This window comes from Methylomonas sp. AM2-LC, assembly GCF_039904985.1.
Lineage (GTDB): Bacteria > Pseudomonadota > Gammaproteobacteria > Methylococcales > Methylomonadaceae > Methylomonas.
This window is the reverse complement of record NZ_CP157005.1, coordinates 3,950,097-3,965,983: the sequence shown is the minus strand read 5'-3', so window position 1 is coordinate 3,965,983 and position 15,887 is coordinate 3,950,097. Positions and strand designations below refer to the sequence as shown.

At 42.3% G+C, this 15,887-nt stretch carries 18 protein-coding genes; 7 read left to right on the top strand and 11 right to left on the bottom strand.

Going from position 1 to position 15,887, the window contains the following annotated elements; translation table 11 throughout:
- Positions 1-46 precede the first annotated feature (46 nt).
- The 7 genes from ABH008_RS17615 to ABH008_RS17585 form a co-directional block, all read right to left on the bottom strand.
- On the bottom strand, positions 47-1,618 hold the full coding sequence (locus ABH008_RS17615) for a porin (RefSeq protein ID WP_347986917.1): 1,572 nt from the start codon (positions 1,616-1,618) through the stop codon (positions 47-49).
- Between the two features lie 540 nt (positions 1,619-2,158).
- Positions 2,159-2,968 carry a J domain-containing protein gene (locus ABH008_RS17610; protein WP_347986916.1) on the bottom strand — a complete coding sequence of 270 codons (810 nt, stop codon included), beginning with the start codon at positions 2,966-2,968 and terminating at the stop codon, positions 2,159-2,161.
- A gap of 303 nt (positions 2,969-3,271) precedes the next feature.
- The gene (locus ABH008_RS17605) at positions 3,272-3,580 is read right to left on the bottom strand and encodes a hypothetical protein (protein ID WP_347986915.1); all 309 of its coding nucleotides are present in this window, start codon (positions 3,578-3,580) and stop codon (positions 3,272-3,274) included.
- Positions 3,581-3,694: 114 nt separating this feature from the next.
- Entirely contained in the window at positions 3,695-5,062 is a 1,368-nt protein-coding gene (radA, locus tag ABH008_RS17600; RefSeq protein WP_347986914.1) for a DNA repair protein RadA, read from the bottom strand.
- Between the two features lie 2 nt (positions 5,063-5,064).
- Entirely contained in the window at positions 5,065-6,159 is a 1,095-nt protein-coding gene (alr, locus tag ABH008_RS17595) for an alanine racemase (RefSeq protein WP_347986913.1), read from the bottom strand.
- Positions 6,156-7,547, bottom strand: a complete 1,392-nt coding sequence (gene dnaB, locus ABH008_RS17590; protein WP_347986912.1) for a replicative DNA helicase — start codon at positions 7,545-7,547, stop codon at positions 6,156-6,158. Before dnaB ends, alr begins: the two co-directional genes overlap by 4 nt.
- 66 nt (positions 7,548-7,613) lie before the next feature.
- Positions 7,614-8,369, bottom strand: a complete 756-nt coding sequence (locus ABH008_RS17585) for a flagellar brake protein (RefSeq protein ID WP_347986911.1) — start codon at positions 8,367-8,369, stop codon at positions 7,614-7,616.
- Between the two features lie 81 nt (positions 8,370-8,450).
- On the opposite strand from ABH008_RS17585, the gene ABH008_RS17580 reads away from it, so the two are divergent.
- The 6 genes from ABH008_RS17580 to ABH008_RS17555 all read left to right on the top strand — a co-directional run bounded on the left by ABH008_RS17580 (position 8,451) and on the right by ABH008_RS17555 (position 11,395).
- Positions 8,451-8,771 (top strand): multidrug efflux SMR transporter, encoded by a 321-nt coding sequence (locus ABH008_RS17580; RefSeq protein WP_347986910.1) that lies wholly within the window; start codon positions 8,451-8,453, stop codon positions 8,769-8,771.
- Complete coding sequence (locus ABH008_RS17575) at positions 8,771-9,064, top strand: DsrH/TusB family sulfur metabolism protein (RefSeq protein ID WP_347986909.1); 294 nt, start codon at positions 8,771-8,773, stop codon at positions 9,062-9,064. The genes ABH008_RS17580 and ABH008_RS17575 overlap by 1 nt, the downstream gene beginning before the upstream one ends.
- Positions 9,055-9,387 carry a TusE/DsrC/DsvC family sulfur relay protein gene (locus ABH008_RS17570; RefSeq protein WP_347986908.1) on the top strand — a complete coding sequence of 111 codons (333 nt, stop codon included), beginning with the start codon at positions 9,055-9,057 and terminating at the stop codon, positions 9,385-9,387. The genes ABH008_RS17575 and ABH008_RS17570 overlap by 10 nt, the downstream gene beginning before the upstream one ends.
- A gap of 18 nt (positions 9,388-9,405) precedes the next feature.
- The gene (gene rimO / locus ABH008_RS17565; protein WP_347986907.1) at positions 9,406-10,716 is read left to right on the top strand and encodes a 30S ribosomal protein S12 methylthiotransferase RimO; all 1,311 of its coding nucleotides are present in this window, start codon (positions 9,406-9,408) and stop codon (positions 10,714-10,716) included.
- 58 nt (positions 10,717-10,774) lie between these two features.
- Positions 10,775-11,113: a histidine triad nucleotide-binding protein gene (locus ABH008_RS17560; protein WP_347986906.1), complete on the top strand. Its 339-nt coding sequence runs from the start codon at positions 10,775-10,777 to the stop codon at positions 11,111-11,113.
- A 117-nt stretch (positions 11,114-11,230) separates the two neighbouring features.
- Positions 11,231-11,395, top strand: a complete 165-nt coding sequence (locus tag ABH008_RS17555) for a hypothetical protein (RefSeq protein WP_347986905.1) — start codon at positions 11,231-11,233, stop codon at positions 11,393-11,395.
- Positions 11,396-11,427: 32 nt separating this feature from the next.
- On the opposite strand, the gene ABH008_RS17550 is transcribed toward ABH008_RS17555, so the two are convergent.
- The 3 genes from ABH008_RS17550 to ABH008_RS17540 form a co-directional block, all read right to left on the bottom strand.
- A complete protein-coding gene (locus ABH008_RS17550; protein WP_347986904.1) occupies positions 11,428-12,228 on the bottom strand; it encodes a hypothetical protein in 801 nt (266 codons plus the stop codon).
- A 122-nt stretch (positions 12,229-12,350) separates the two neighbouring features.
- On the bottom strand, positions 12,351-12,755 hold the full coding sequence (locus ABH008_RS17545) for a hypothetical protein (protein WP_347986903.1): 405 nt from the start codon (positions 12,753-12,755) through the stop codon (positions 12,351-12,353).
- Positions 12,756-12,980: 225 nt separating this feature from the next.
- A complete protein-coding gene (locus tag ABH008_RS17540; RefSeq protein ID WP_347986902.1) occupies positions 12,981-14,054 on the bottom strand; it encodes a hypothetical protein in 1,074 nt (357 codons plus the stop codon).
- 332 nt (positions 14,055-14,386) lie between these two features.
- Here ABH008_RS17540 and erpA point away from each other — a divergent pair, with 332 nt between their 5' ends.
- Complete coding sequence (gene erpA / locus ABH008_RS17535; RefSeq protein WP_347986901.1) at positions 14,387-14,719, top strand: iron-sulfur cluster insertion protein ErpA; 333 nt, start codon at positions 14,387-14,389, stop codon at positions 14,717-14,719.
- A 54-nt stretch (positions 14,720-14,773) separates the two neighbouring features.
- Here the strand turns inward: erpA and ABH008_RS17530 are convergent, their stop codons facing one another.
- Entirely contained in the window at positions 14,774-15,886 is a 1,113-nt protein-coding gene (locus ABH008_RS17530; protein ID WP_347986900.1) for an anhydro-N-acetylmuramic acid kinase, read from the bottom strand.
- Position 15,887 lies beyond the last annotated feature (1 nt).

Sequence of the window (15,887 nt, the reverse complement as noted above, 5' to 3'; positions counted from 1 at the left end):
TTTAACTGACAACTAAAAAGAGCGTAATCAAAAATAGATTGCATGCTTAAAATGACAATTGGAATCGAGTAGCAAATACGCGTTCTGTGGGACGATTTGCAATAGCGTATTTAGTGTTAACACCAGTGCCGCTGAGAATCGAACCAGCACCACCTAAATAATTGGTTTCTTCGTAATCAGCCCGAATTAAAGCATTTCGATTCAGGAACCAGTTAAAGCCTATTGTCCAGGATGCTGCATCTCTGGCACCTCTAGTTGGATCAATAAATTTAAAAGTGGTGGTATCCACATTCAACTCACTATAGCGTCCGGCAATTTGTAACGCACCCCAATTTCCAGCTAACGGATCGAATGGCTTAAATGGCTTAACGCTTTGAAAAGTATTGTCTTCACCTGTTAACACATAAGATGCTTGCACTTGCCAAGCCGAGTTACTTTGCGATATTTGGGTTAATTTACTGTTGTAATTACCCGTTAATTGCTGATTGGAAACAACATACTCACCTTGCAAGCCAAACGGTCCGTTATACCAATAAGCCTGAGGATAAATACGCGTGTGTATACCTTCAGCAATAGGTGCAGTTGCTCCCGCTCTATTTTGTGAATAATCAAGAAAGGTTGACTGTCCCAAAGCACTCACCAACTTATTCAGAGCCAGCTGATTAGGATGCGACCAGCTGCCTGCTACCCCTAACCCCAAACCTTCCAACCAAGCTATCCCAGCATGTTGAAACGGATGTGCCCAAATGCGGCCATCAAACTCTTTATCATCAAAGGTAGCCGGAGCATTGTAGTTTGAGCTCCCGTTATCGCCAGAACCATTGAAAACGCCTAATTGATAGCTAATAAAGTTTTTAAAGTCAACAGGGCCACCATATTCGGTTTTATAACCGGGTTTTGCAAACTCCCCATGCAGCATAATGCCAACATCACGGTTATTGGCTAAATAAGTTGGATAAGCGCGTTCTAAAAACATGGTTTCTGAGTCGCCTTGCAAACGTTCTAAACTCAGCGGGGTTTTCTGCTTACCAGCGGTAAAACTGGCAAAAGGTACGTAGGCGTAATCTAGGTAGGCATCTGGTAGTATATTGGAACTACTTGCAAAATCCGGCATGATTTTAAAATACAGGCTATTCCAAAGCTTACCCTCTAGCCAAATTCTGGCCTGTCTTAGTTGGAACGAATCGGGTATGCCGCTACCAGTTGTATAATTTACGGGTCCATTAGCGCCACCATGATCGTTTATCCAAAATCGGCCATCGGTTTGCACGGCTCCACGTATCCTGAGTTGGTGCTTACCATCCTGTGACGAAATTCTAAACCCTTCTGGACCCGCCTCAACTTTAGGTGAGTTGCTGGCGTTAGCCGTTGCTACCTCTTTTTCAACTTCTAATTTACGTTCCAGGGTGTTGACTTTAGTGTTGAGTTTTTCAACTTCAGGGTTGGGCTGGGTGGTGACCGCTTCCTTGCTGGTAGCTTTTTCGAACTTCTCCAGTCGGCTTTCAAGTTCGCGTATACGTTGCTCTAAAGCTTCATTATTGGCCGCAAAAGTTGTCGGAATGTCTATCAGAGCCAAGGCAATTGCACTAACCAAAACATGGCGTCGGAAATGTATCATTGTAATTCCTGTTAGCAAAACCTCCGGCGATCCGGTCAGCCTGTTTCAAAATTTGAGTGTTTACTCTCCGGTTGTCCGGTAGATAAATAATTAGCTTTAAGTTGTCGCTTTTTATGTGTTGGCGTTCAATGCAACTTAACGAACGGCTATATTCCTTAATTGCATAAAGAGTTTTCAGTTTAATGAACTCATGCTTGTCAATTAAGGTCGATATCAGGTTGTTTAGTAGTATAAAGAAGACAAAATTCGATTAAAAGTGATAAAAATAGAAATAAAAATCTATTTTATAGATATACTATCTGGAGGGAAGCTTGTGTAAGCTGTTGAATATTAATAAATATAATTAAGGGTGTCAGATATGAAGAAAGGTTTTTTTTGAGCCAAGCTTATAATTTGATTTTTAATCTAAAAATCAGATATAAATAAGGGGGCAGCAAAGTTGGAGCATGATAGAAGTAGGCTAAAGGTAATGCAACTTGTCTAAATTAATTTAATTTAATGCAGTCACTGTAGGTCAGTTGCGTAATACCAATTGGGCGCTTAATAAAATAAAACATTAATCCCGACTGAGACTAATACTACGACTATCATTATCAGATATTCGTGTGTTTTGAAGGGAATGTTTGCTAGTAGGCGTTGTGAGTTATTTTTATGCAGCTGATAAAGCTCTTTAAAATCTTTTAGTTGATAAAGTTCGTATTTTTCACCACGTTGAGTAACCACCATCCATTTTTCAGTTATGCCCGTAGTCGTGCTGATAGGCGAGACTCTAAACCCCATTTTTTTAAGTTCCAAAATATAAAACTCTTCCATCTCTTCTTGTTTCTTTTTGGATTTTTGAAGCTTTATTTGTTCTTCTTTTAACGATTCAACCCGCATTTTAATATAGCGAGCAGTTGATCTTTGCATATCCCCTTCAGATTCTACAAAAGCTCTGGCCATTACTCCTTTTTTGGTTTTGCCCGCGTCCAGTTCCTCCGCAACCATTTCGTAGAGTTCGGTTTCAGTCAAAATTTTTTGCTTCCTTAGATCATTTTCACGGCTATTAAAGTGAAAGTGGCTACTATCGGAATATGTTGTTTTTTGCTCGTTCTTTTTTTGGGATTGTGCTTCTATCCATTGATTATGTTGTTCACGTTTAACAGGATCTATCAAAATTTCATACGAATTTTTGATAATTTTTACGATGCGTAAAGCCTCATTAGTATGGCCATCATATTTGTCGGGGTGGTATTGTTGCATCAGGGTTTTATAAGCAGCACGGATGACTGCATCGGGTGCATTCCTGGCAACTTTCAGATTATCGTAGTGAGTACGGAACTTAACCATAAAGAAGACATTTACAACCAAAGAAATAACATGTAGGTTCAGCTTAACATTTGGTGAGTAAAATCACAAATTTTTATTGATGTTCATCACATATTTTATAATTCTTTTTTGGAACAATAAAGTTCCAATTTCTGTCATGGCTTAACTCTTTTAATGGTTTTTTCTGATTTTGTGTGGCTAGCAAGTCAGACTGGTTATTATCGTTGTTCGTCTGAAAGATAATTGATCTATACCGCATTAGCCATTTGTAGGGCTGTGATAAATACAGATGAATGGGGAGTTTTTGTTTTGATCTATGCGTACTCCCCATGCAGCTGTTAATTTTTATTGCCTATAAACACCATCGTAATCTTTACTGACCACGCCTAGTGGTCGGTTAAAGGTAAAATTGACGGGTGGCATAACCAGCGTATTGGCCACTTTATCGAATGCATCATGAGGTGGCGAGATAGCGGCGACGGCTGTCAGTGGCATCATACCGACAAACAAGGCCGAACCGGCAATGGTTGCCACAAAACCAGCAGGTCTATAGAACACAATGTCGAAGAAGTAAATGCCTGGCACTTGACTTTCCGCGCTGTGTGCAGAGGGGGTGCATGCCAGAAGCATGGCTAATATTATGATCTTTTTCAAAACACATACTCCATAAAATTCGGTGTCTTAGGGTAACGTAAAAAAACGTGTTGTCAAAATGTCAGTCTACCTACACAAACATGCTAATGGTAATTTTGCCTCGCTGTCGCCATCTTACAAATCGGCCAATATGCCTAGCGCTTCTTGAATATTGCTGACTGGGTAGATTTGCAAATTTTTTATGCTTTCCTTAGGTTTGTTACTTTTTGGGATGACTGCGCGTTTAAAACCGTGTTTGGCTGCTTCATTTAAACGTGCATGACCATTAGCAACTGGGCGGATTTCACCATTTAGTCCTAATTCGCCAAAAAATACCGTGTCGTAAGGGATAATGCGATCCCGCAAACTGGATACCACGCCAATCACAATGGCTAGATCGCTACTGGTTTCGGTAACCTTAATGCCACCCACCACATTCGTATAAATTTCGTCGGTGCCGGTAAATACACCGCCATGTCTAGATAATACTGCTAACAGCATTGCTAAACGATTTTGATCTAAACCAACGGCCAGACGACGGGGATTACCGTATTGGCTTTCGGTAACCAGGGCCTGAATTTCCACTAATAATGGCCGGGTGCCTTCCCACAGTACGGTGACCACACTGCCGGGCGAGGGTTTCTCTGCACGCGATAAAAACATGGCTGACGGGTTTTTAACTTCTTTAAGGCCACCGCTTTCCATGGCAAAAAAACCCAGTTCTCCTACACTACCAAAACGGTTTTTATCTGCACGTAGTACCCGAAATCGCGAGTCATCTGTGGCAGACAGTACAACTTGCGCATCGACAATATGGCTCAGCGTCATAGGCCCTGCCAGAGACTGGTCTTTAGTGACATGCCCCACCAGAAAAAATGATACGCCACTGCGTTTTGCAAATTGAGTTAAATAACTGGCAGTTTCTCTCACTTGCGATACCGAACCCGGTGCAGAATCGCTATCGGCCGTATACATGACCTGTATGGAGTCAATAATCACTACTTGTGGTTGCTCAGTTTCCAGAACTTGACAAATGCGCTGCACAGACGTTTCGGCCAGCATTTTAATTGCTGCTGTGTTTAATCCCAGACGATGGGCTCGTTCAGCAATTTGTTGTAAAGATTCTTCGCCAGACACATATAGTACAGCCTGCTGTATGGCCATATGCGCTATGGCCTGCAGTAAAATGGTGCTTTTACCTGCGCCGGGAGCGCCACCGATTAATACTACACTGCCTTTGGTCATGCCTCCCCCCAGTACCCGATCAAACTCGGCTAAACCTGTGGATATGCGCTCTGTTTTAGTCAGATTAACGTCAGATAATAAGTGAACTTCGCTATGCGAACCGGCATAACCACTGTTATCTCGACTATGTTTGGAAGGGTTCAGGTGGATTTCTTTAATGGTATTCCAGGCACCGCATTGATTACATTGTCCAGACCAACCTGGATAGTCTGCGCCACAATCGGTACACACAAATGCTAATTTTGATTTTTTTGCCATAGTTATACCGTAAGGCTGGGGCGTTCCAATATTTCTACGCGTTGGGTGATGCCGCATAGCAGGGTATAAGGAATGGTGTCGGCATGTCGGGCAATCTCTTCAACAGGCAGGTTTTCGCCCCATAAGGTTACCGGGTCGCCTGGCAGGGCATGTGGCTGGCTGTTTAAGTCAACGGTAATCATGTCCATGGACACTCTGCCAATTAAGGGTACGCGTTGTTGATTTACCAAAACAGGAGCGCCACTTAGGGTATGGCGATGATAGCCATCGCCATACCCTATGGAAATCACTCCTAGTCTGGTAGGTGTCTGACATTGCCAGACACCGCTATAACCAACGGTTTCACCTGCGGCAACATGTTTAACGGCGATGAGTCTCGAATGTAAGCTCATCACCGGTTTTAAACCAAAATCATGGCCGGATTTGCCCGCAAAGGGTGAACAGCCGTACAGCATCAAGCCAGGACGTACCCAATTGCTGACCATATTTGGCCAACCGATAATGCCTGCCGAATTAGCCAGACTACTTTCGCCTGGATACGCTTTGATTGCTTGTTGAAACACTTCTATTTGTTGCAGAGTTTTGTTATCTAACAAATCATCGGCATTGGCAAAGTGTGTGATTAAGTTGATCGGTTGTTTTATTTGCGTGCAGCGTAATAATTGTTGGTAGGCAGCCTGAAAATCGGAACCTTTAAAACCCAGTCGATTCATGCCCGTATCCATCTTTAACCATACGGTCATTTGTCCAGTAACGCTGGGATTGTCCAGTAAAATGCTGATTTGTTGCGGTGAATGGATAATGGTATCTAACTGATGTTGTAATAGTAGTTGTAATTCTTCCTGACAGACAAAGCCTTGTAATACAGTGATCGGTTGCAACAAACCTGCCGCTCTAAGTTTGATACCTTCATCTATGCGCGCTACGGCAAAACCATCACTGGCTGCCAGTGCTTTGGCTATGCGAATAATGCCATGCCCGTAAGCATTGGCTTTAATGACCGCCATGATTTTATGTTCAGGCGCATAGCGTTTCACTTGAGCCAAATTATGTCGGGCGGCGGCTAAATCCAGATGCACATAAGCGGCAGGGGTCATTCGTAATCCTCTGTGCTATAGGTGCCGGCAAAGTTTTCAAAACGCGTGTATTGACCCAAAAATGTCAGGCGTACTGTACCCAAAGGGCCGTTACGTTGTTTGCCGATAATGATTTCGGCAATACCTTTATCTGGGCTGTCTTCGTTATATACTTCGTCCCGATACACAAAAATGATTAAATCCGCATCCTGCTCAATGGCTCCCGATTCACGCAAATCTGACATCACCGGGCGTTTGTTAGGTCGTTGTTCCAGGTTACGGTTGAGCTGCGATAAAGCCATGACCGGTACGTTTAGCTCTTTGGCTAGAGCTTTAAGACCGCGCGAAATGTCTGATATTTGTTGTACTCGATTATCACCGCTGGAAGGCGATTGCATTAACTGTAAATAATCCAACACAATTAAACCTAATTGTCCGTGTTCGCGGGTTAAGCGGCGGGCACGTGAACGTACTTCGGTCGGTGTTAAGGCTGGAGTATCATCAATAAAAAGTTTAGTTTCAGCCAGTAAGTTAATGGCTGATGTTAGGCGCGGCCAGTCGTCGTCGTCTAATTTGCCGGTACGTACTTTGTGCTGATCAATCCGGCCTAATGAAGACATCATCCGCATAGCTAACGCTTCGCCCGGCATCTCCATACTAAATACAGCAACCGGGTTGCCGGTTTTGACGGCGACATTTTCGGCCATATTCATAGCGATAGTGGTTTTACCCATTGACGGACGACCTGCAACAATAATTAAATCGGCGGGCTGTAATCCTGAGGTTTTTTCGTCCAAATCGGTAAATCCGGTACTGGCACCCGTGATATTGCCATCCAGTTCGTATAGGGTTTCAATTTTATCCACGGCTTTTGCAAGCAGGGATTTAATCGGGATAAATCCACCTTGTCCACGCTGCCGCTGCTCAGCAATCTCGAATACGCGGCGTTCTGCGTTTTCCAGTAAGTCAGCTGTTTCTCGGCCTTCGGTATTGAATGCTGAATCGGAAATGTCGGTGCCGACATGAATCAGTTGGCGTAATACCGAGCGGTCACGCACAATATTCGCATAAGCAACAATATTGGCTGCGCTGGGTGTATCTTTAACCAGTGTGCCTAAATAGGCTAATCCACCCGCGTTTTGTAGCTCACCGACGGCTTCCAGTTTCTCTGATAAAGTAATAACATCAAAAGGTTCTTGTTTCTCAGCTAGTTGGCTAATGGTGCGAAAAATCAGTTTATGATCACGTCTGTAAAAGTCTTCTTCCACCACCTTATCGGCTACAGAGTCCCAGGTTTGGTTGTCCAGCATTAGGCCACCAAGCACAGACTGTTCAGCTTGGATGGAATTAGGGGGTACTTTTAGTGATTCAACAGCGCGGTCGGGACTAAAATAGAAATCTTCAGACATCAGATGATTTGGAACGAATAGGGTATTAAAACAAACATTATATTGATTTTTGCATAGTTATACTTCTCAATACATGCCTAATTTACGCTTTTGCAATTCAATAAACTGCATATATAGTTGAATGTTGGATTCGAAAGACGGTGATACATCTGTAAATAGACAGCCTATGCGCTGTTCTTGGGTGTTGTTATTCAATTTAATCTCAGTTATTTCTTTCACTACAAAACTAACTTTGTCTTGTTTGCCGTCGTTCAGATGTAATTGACAACCGATAAATTCTTTATCTTCCACAAATAGATTATTTAAATCGTAGGTGGCATTAATGCTGGCAAAGCCATTAATGCTGAGATCAGTCAGGCGCAAAATGATAGTGTCATCCAACGGATTTGCCAGTTGTGCGATGCTTTTACCACTACTCATTTCGCAAAAGCTTTGAGTATGGGAAAGTGGGATTTTTACCCGGTAATACTGGCGGCGTTGTAACCAAAAAACCGAATTGGGTAGCTCCATGGCAAAACTGATTCTATCGCCATGACTTATTTTTTTGATGCGCTTGCCAACAAACGAGGCTTTAACGCCATTTAATTGCGTGCGAAATATCACGTTGGCTGAATTCAACAGCTGTATATTCAAATCATCTGTGGGAGCGCCATCAATGATTAAACTGTTTTTCTTAGGTTGGTAGTCGGTAATCAAGGTAAGAAAAGAGCTATTCTCTTCGCCAAAATGCGCAGAAATAATGCATCGGTTTTTGTAAATATCTGTCAGGTGATTTACGATGACTTTTGGGTTTTTGACGAGATAATCGTTGTCCGTTTCCATACCGATGCTTAAATTTTACTAATTAAACAGGTAGCTATTGTAAAATATATGATTTTACTGTGCATAAGTATGGATATTCCCATGGGTTGGCTAATATTGTTTGCTGCAGGCTGTGCCGAAATTGTTTTCGCCGTCAGTCTTAAGTATAACGAAGGATTTACAAAATTGTGGCCTAGTGTGATAACGGGCATTACTGGGATAGCCAGTTTTTATCTGTTGATGGTGGCCATTAAAACTCTGCCATTGGGAACTGCTTATGCTGTTTGGACAGGTATAGGCGCTGTGGGCGCTGCAGTTTTGGGTATTATTCTGTTCAAAGAATCTGCTGATTGGATAAGATTAACCTCCATTTTATTTATCATTATTGGTATTGTGGGTCTGAAAATGACTCATATTGAGTAATGTTACACTTGCTTTCTTTGCCTGTAATACCACCGGAAATATTGGAACGTATCGCTCCGGGCGATGATGTGCTTTTGCAGCAGGGTTTGGTCTGGTGCGCTAGGCTGGGTCATCATGACAATAGTTGGCTTTTACAATTGTTGGATAGAAATAGCCAAGTGTATGTGTTGCGCGAAATGTTAAGCGTACAAGGTATCTGTACTAGTAATATTTTGGCTGGTGTTCAAATTATTGATTATGCAGGCTTTGTGGATTTAGCTGTTAAAAATCCGGTGATACATACATGGTGCTGACTGTTGCAGGCCTCACGCTAGAAACTACCAACGATGGGTTTTTGCGCGATGCCAGTTTATGGAATCGGCACATAGCTTTACATTTGGCTGCAATGGAAGACATCGAACTCAGTGATGCGCATTGGGAAATTCTGCTCTTTATTCGTGATTACTATCAAAAATTTAAACATTTGCCCAATGCGCGTATGTTTGTAACCGCCATACGTAAACAATTGGGCGAAGAAAAAGGTAACAGTCGTTATCTGCAAAAACTATTTCCACCAGGTCCGTTAAAATACGCCTGTAAAATTGCTGGCTTACCTAAGCCGCCCACCTGTTTGTGATTTTGTCGAGAGATATTAATGAGTAACCCCCGTGTAGGTTTTATAAGTCTAGGTTGTCCTAAAGCCCTAGTCGATAGTGAACAGATTCTGACGCGTTTACGCTCAGAAGGTTATCATATCGCCCCAAATTATCAGGATTCTGATCTGGTCATTGTAAATACCTGTGGTTTTATTGATTCCGCTGTTGAAGAATCTTTGGATAGTATTGGTGAGGCGTTGGCGGAAAATGGTCGCGTTATCGTTACTGGTTGTCTGGGGGCTCGGCAAGACGAAATTCTGGCTCGCCATCCACAAGTATTAAAGATTACTGGCGCACATGCTACTGATGAAGTACTGGCCGCTGTTCACGAACATCTGCCACCTGCGCATAATCCGTTTCTGGATATACTACCGCCACAAGGCATTAAACTGACGCCAGATCATTATGCTTATTTAAAAATCTCCGAAGGCTGTAATCATCGCTGTACGTTCTGCATTATTCCGTCCATGCGAGGGGATTTAGTTAGCCGACCAGTGGATGAGGTTTTGCTGGAAGCGGAGCGGTTAGCTGCTGCAGGTGTAAAAGAATTGCTGGTAGTCTCACAAGATACCAGTGCCTATGGGGTGGATTTGCATTATCAAACTCGGCCTTGGCAAGATCGGCATATTAAAACCCGTTTTTATGATTTAGCCGAGGCTTTGGGTGATTTGGGTATCTGGGTGCGTATGCATTATGTCTATCCCTATCCGCATGTGGATGAAGTTCTGCCTTTAATGGCTGCAGGAAAAATTCTGCCTTATCTGGATATACCTTTTCAACATGCTAGTAGTCGTATTTTAAAGCTGATGAAACGCCCTGCAGCGAGTGAGAATAACTTGGAACGTATTCGTGCTTGGCGAAGTATTTGTCCAGATCTAACTATCCGCAGTACCTTTATTGTTGGTTTTCCTGGCGAAACTGAGCAAGAATTCAACGAATTACTGGATTTTCTGAGTGAAGCGCAGATGGATAGGGTGGGGTGCTTTGCCTATTCCCCTGTTAAAGGTGCCGCTGCAAATGCTTTGGCTGATCCAGTGCCAGAAGCAGTTAAACAGGAACGTCTGGCGCGGTTTATGGAGCATCAGGCTGCTATTAGTGCGGATCGCTTACAGCGTCGGGTAGGGCGTATCGAAACTGTGTTAATTGATGAAGTAGTGGAAGAAGGCGCAGTTGCACGCAGTAAAAGCGACGCGCCAGAAATTGACGGTCAGGTATTTATTGATGGGGCCACCCATTTACAAGTGGGTCAATTTGTTGAAGTGGAAATTGAAGAAGCCGATGAATATGACTTGTGGGCGCATCTAGTGTAAATTCGTCTACGTTGCTGAATATACGTGGTTTCAAATTTAAGCAGAGGAGACTAGACTGATGAGTGATTGTTTATTTTGTAAAATGGTGTCTGGTGATATTAAAGCCGATGTAGTTTATCAGGACGATAAAGTGTTGGCTTTTCGCGATATACATCCGCAAGCACCGTGGCATGTGTTGCTTATTCCCAAGCAACACATCGCGAATCTGAACGAGCTACACAATCTTGAATTGGGTGGTTATCTATTAAGGACTGCGGCACAACTTGCTACAGAGCATGGCTTTGCTGAAAGTGGCTACCGTACCGTATTTAACTGTAATGGCGATGGTGGACAAACTGTGTTTCATTTACATATGCATCTGCTGGCAGGCAGACAAATGACTTGGCCGCCAGGCTAGGTATTTGAGTTCGCTTAATGTAACTCGCGTAGCTTGTGTTTGCTCGACAGAGCGTAACTCAATAATCGAAGCGTCATCTATTACAAAGTTGATCTGTTGGGTTATACCTAGTACTCAATGCAGGGTGCTGAATGTTTTCGCTACTCACCCAGTTTTTGCTACCCGGTGATTGATGCCGGGATTGCTGATAGAGGACGCCGTGAATATATCCATGCTGGCAATACCTCTGCCAATAATCCCGGTTCCAAAGTCCAAGATTATCAGCAGTTTAGCGGTTTTTAAAAGTTGTGTGAGTAGTTACTAGCTACTTTTTTTTAAAACGACAACCAACTGTTAAAGTACAGTGTGTTGTTATCGCTGGCATTACGACCTGAGCCATCGTAGTTTTTAACCGCGCCATCAAACAGAGTGTAAGCAATATATTGAGCTGCAAACTTAAGATTCATATACGAACTCAGTCCTGATCCTGCCGTTTTTCCGAACGGAATATAATCAACTTCGAAAGTAAAATATTCACTGTTTGGTTTCAGGGTAGGCGAAGTCGAGTAGATAACACTATCTTGATTGCCATAGATATGATTAAAACCTAACGCAGCGCTATAAGTTTGATCATAGGTATACATACCATTCAGACCTAGAAAGCCAAGTTGCTGATTAGGTTGTGCGGCACCGCCAGTAGCATTGGTGGTAACCAATTGTTGATGTTCGCGTATGTAAGAGGCTTTTACTTCATATATATGTTTTGGATTGGCCAGATATTGATAATTAAAATCTGTACCCAGATCGGTATATTTATCATAACCGGCAGCGCTAACATTGGGTTGTATGCTGGCATTAAAGCCAAAATGTCCAATACTAAAATAATGTCCCGCCCATTCTTTTTGTAACGCTATACGCCAATACGGTGCGCCACCATTTAATTTAACGGCTCCGCTATTGTTTGTTGTTGATGTGTTATCCCATTGTCCCATGCCTTTTTGTGCATACTTGGCAAAACTGGTGTACGCACCGGCTTCCAGATACAGAATATTCGCAAACATATTATATAGAGTGGCACCGCCGACCTGTCCGCCCAAACTGGCCAGTATGGGTTTGGCACCTGGATTATTGGTCACTGGCGAACTAGCATAAGGAAAACCCCAACCAGGTGTGGTGTTCCATAAGTCTTGACTGGTAGGGTTGTTATTGAATGAGATGCCATATTCAAATTCCTGTCCAAAAAACTCGTTTTCATCGGCTAGACGAATATCGGTATTATCAATATAAAATCGATTCGCAACGCCGTTATAAGAAGTTTGTACAAAAGCCCCAATTTGTCGATGATACGACCACCAAAAAATACAGAAGCCTGATCCAGTACCAAATTGTTGTTTCCTAGGCCTGGAGGTGATGGGTTGTCATCACGTTTTAGGTTGCTTATTGAGCCTTCTGCCATGCCACTGAAGCGACTTAACAAAGATTCGCCAGAGCCAGCAGTATAGCCGTGCAGTTTAAATTCACGTCCATATGGGTTAAGGTTGGGGCCAAACGCCTGTGTATGGCAGGCAGTGCAGGCTTCGCCAGTTTGTCTGGTAAAACTGGGCAATGCCTTAACGGTTTGGGATAAAGTTAACAGCATAATGATAATTATATATTTTTTCATGATTGCACTTTTTAGCATTTCCCAAGGATAAAAATGCTTAGTTGGAGGGATTTAAGAGTCAGTCTGTTGATGATTTAGATTGGGTTAGTGGACTATTTTCTTTAGACATTGAAGAAAGTAGCGTTAGCGGAAAAAACCTTTCAAACTATAGCATAATTAACCGAGCTATCCCAATCAGTGTAAATTCAGATTAGATTTTATAATTCACACTGAATCCATTGCGCTTTAATCTATACGTTGACGATTTAACCAAAAACGTCGCAGTAGTGTATAAAACAAAATTAAAGACAATGCGCTATAGGTGGTCAAATCGTCGTGGTTTATTGTGGATAAGTTTGGTATCCCATTCGCATCGCTAATAGACTTAACGAAAAATAGGCCGATGGTTGTTAAGATCAGTCCAACAATATCAACTGGAAATGTTGTTAAAGATTTTTGTCCCAAACTTTTAAATAGGTGGGTTTCCACTTCAAAAACAGGGGTGGTGTTCATTACAGATTGTTTAATAATGAAATTAGTGACGATGGCAAACAGCAAATAGATGGTTGTTGTGCCAATCAAAACAAATATTTCGGTCTCAGTTGTGGCATTATTTGCTACATTGGTCATTGAGCTTGCTAGTAAGGGTTGCATTAATTTATTTAATACATTGATTAGTTGAAGTTTTGTCGGCTCTGGAAGCATTTCAAATGCAGTCTTAAAAATACCGAACATCCCTGCGCTGCTAACCACAGAACTTAATAGCGCATAACCAAGTTTTTGAGCGGCACTTTCCTGGTAATCTTTTAATAACGAAATTCGTTCGTCAAACCATTTTGGATCGAATAATGTGTTTTCACATTGCAGAAAATGTTGAACTTTTAATTCCTGTAAGTTTAAAATCAACAAGCTAAGGTTGGCGCGAATATGATGATATATAAAAAGTCTGACTAAACTGCGCATGGTTAAAATTTTGCAGATGTTTACATTGCCGTGGTGAACAGCTATAAACGGTGCGGCCACCTTAAGACATATCCTCCAGCCCCAACGCTGCTTTAAATGCAATCCAAATAAACGGGCTGTAATGGTGCGTATCAAGTGCACTATCAATACAAAGGGAGAAAAACAAAGGCAAAGCTCCCAAAGCAGGATTTGCCAGTAAAGCGTAATTAATGGGCGTAAAGAAAAAAAGGCAATCTTTACTGTGCTATCTGCTAACTGTTGATAAGCATTAAGCAGTGCTTTTAGAGTATGGTCAAAATCCGAAAGATTATCTAAAGTGTCGGCCAAAATTGGTTTTACATTCGCAGAAGAATCCACTTTTGCACCCTCGGGGAAAATTAGGTTAAAGTTGAAAAAACTATTCGTTTTTGAGCCAATCGGACGCTTATGTTTATAATTTCTCTTCTATCATGAACTAATTAGCATCGATATTAATCGAAAGCTGAAGTAAATAGAAACTGGTTTGTTCGGGTCAGATGCAGAACATTGCGTTACTTTAAATTAGTGAAGCAACCAAATCGCAAGTCATAATAGCGACAACTTCCATTTGCCACTATTTTTGTCATAAAATAGGGTTAGAACAATTCTTGACTAAATTACTAGGTTTAGTCATAATTAATTAACGATTTATTGCAATTTAAGAGTCCTATATGTCAGAACCTATTGTATTTACTGATAATGCCGCGCAAAAAGTGTCCAGTTTAATTCAGGAAGAGGGTAACGATAACCTAAAACTACGCGTCTATATTAGCGGTGGTGGTTGCTCAGGGTTTCAATACGGGTTTACCTTTGATGAAGAAATAAACGACGACGACACGCAGATTGAAAACGGCGGGGTCACGGTATTGATTGACTCTATGAGTATTCAATATCTTAATGGCGCACAGATAGATTATAAAGAAGATGTCACCGGGGCACAGTTTGTTATTCGTAATCCCAATGCCACAACAACTTGCGGTTGCGGTTCATCCTTTTCAGCTTAATAGCACTGTTGGGTTTAGATAAGTATCTCGTTCATACCTATCTAAACTGACTTTTTAAGCTTGCGTGCTCCCAAAATAAACACCACCCATTACTACGGGTTTGTTTGCACCTGTAACAGAAGTGATATTGCCTGGCAAATGTAGCAGCGTTTGTTTGGCCAGCCAAGCAAAAGCAATGGCTTCGACATGATCTGGATCGATACCAAACTGTGCAGTTGAATAGACTGGACAAGTTAGGTTATCCGATAAATTTTGCATCAGTAATTTATTGTGTACGCCGCCGCCACAAACGAGAGTCATTGTTGTTTGTGGTGCATATTGCTTGATGGCTGTGCTGATGCTGTCAGCGCTCAGTTTGACTAGCGTAGCTTGAATATCCACTGGCTTAATGGTTGCGAAGTAACCGAGTTTTTCTTGCAACCACTCAATAGAAAAGTATTCTTTGCCGGTGCTTTTTGGGGGAGGGAGGTGAAAAAAACTGTCGTCTAATAAAACTTTTAACAAGTCAGGATGTACTTCACCCTGCTTTGCCCAGTCACCATTGTAGTCAATAGGTTGCTGGCAATGTTGTTGACACCATAAATCTAACAGTGTGTTACCGGGTCCTGTATCAAAGCCCAAGATTTGTTTATTATCCAGTACGGTGATATTGGCAATGCCGCCAATATTTACTACGGTGCGGGCATGCTGTACGTCGGCAAATACCTTTTCATGGAAAGCCGGTACCAAAGGAGCACCTTGTCCACCCGCAGCAATATCACGACGGCGAAAATCACTGACAGTTGTGATACCGGTAATTTCAGCAATGCGGTTTGGGTCGCCGATCTGTAGAGAAAAGCCAAATTTACCCTCGGGGGCGTGATAGACGGTTTGTCCATGGCTGCCGATGGCTAAGATGTTATCGGTTGGTGTGGCTGCTTTTGCAAGTAAGGCTTGTGCTGCCTCTGCGAACAGGCAGCCAAGTTGGCTATCCAAACAGCCGTAATTCTTGAGTAAAACGGCTTGATCAGCATGGCTGATGGCCATAATATTTTGGCGGATTTCAGTGGGGAAAGCCTGATAGTGAAAATCTAGCAGGCGTACTTGGCTATTACTAAGGTCAACTAGGGCTGCATCTATACCATCCAGACTGGTACCCGACATTAAGCCTATATAAAGTTCAGCCACT

What these genes read in the sequence shown, in the direction of transcription:
- dnaB (WP_347986912.1), bottom strand. Translation starts at nt 7,547, where the DNA reads ATGTCTGAAGATTTCTATTTTAGTCCCGACCGCGCTGTTGAATCACTA.
- erpA (WP_347986901.1), top strand. Translation starts at nt 14,387, where the DNA reads ATGTCAGAACCTATTGTATTTACTGATAATGCCGCGCAAAAAGTGTCC.
- ABH008_RS17615 (WP_347986917.1), bottom strand. Translation starts at nt 1,618, where the DNA reads ATGATACATTTCCGACGCCATGTTTTGGTTAGTGCAATTGCCTTGGCT.
- rimO (WP_347986907.1), top strand. Translation starts at nt 9,406, where the DNA reads ATGAGTAACCCCCGTGTAGGTTTTATAAGTCTAGGTTGTCCTAAAGCC.
- ABH008_RS17580 (WP_347986910.1), top strand. Translation starts at nt 8,451, where the DNA reads ATGGGTTGGCTAATATTGTTTGCTGCAGGCTGTGCCGAAATTGTTTTC.
- alr (WP_347986913.1), bottom strand. Translation starts at nt 6,159, where the DNA reads ATGACCCCTGCCGCTTATGTGCATCTGGATTTAGCCGCCGCCCGACAT.
- ABH008_RS17575 (WP_347986909.1), top strand. Translation starts at nt 8,771, where the DNA reads ATGTTACACTTGCTTTCTTTGCCTGTAATACCACCGGAAATATTGGAA.
- ABH008_RS17560 (WP_347986906.1), top strand. Translation starts at nt 10,775, where the DNA reads ATGAGTGATTGTTTATTTTGTAAAATGGTGTCTGGTGATATTAAAGCC.
- ABH008_RS17585 (WP_347986911.1), bottom strand. Translation starts at nt 8,369, where the DNA reads ATGGAAACGGACAACGATTATCTCGTCAAAAACCCAAAAGTCATCGTA.
- ABH008_RS17555 (WP_347986905.1), top strand. Translation starts at nt 11,231, where the DNA reads ATGCAGGGTGCTGAATGTTTTCGCTACTCACCCAGTTTTTGCTACCCG.
- ABH008_RS17545 (WP_347986903.1), bottom strand. Translation starts at nt 12,755, where the DNA reads ATGAAAAAATATATAATTATCATTATGCTGTTAACTTTATCCCAAACC.
- ABH008_RS17570 (WP_347986908.1), top strand. Translation starts at nt 9,055, where the DNA reads ATGGTGCTGACTGTTGCAGGCCTCACGCTAGAAACTACCAACGATGGG.
- radA (WP_347986914.1), bottom strand. Translation starts at nt 5,062, where the DNA reads ATGGCAAAAAAATCAAAATTAGCATTTGTGTGTACCGATTGTGGCGCA.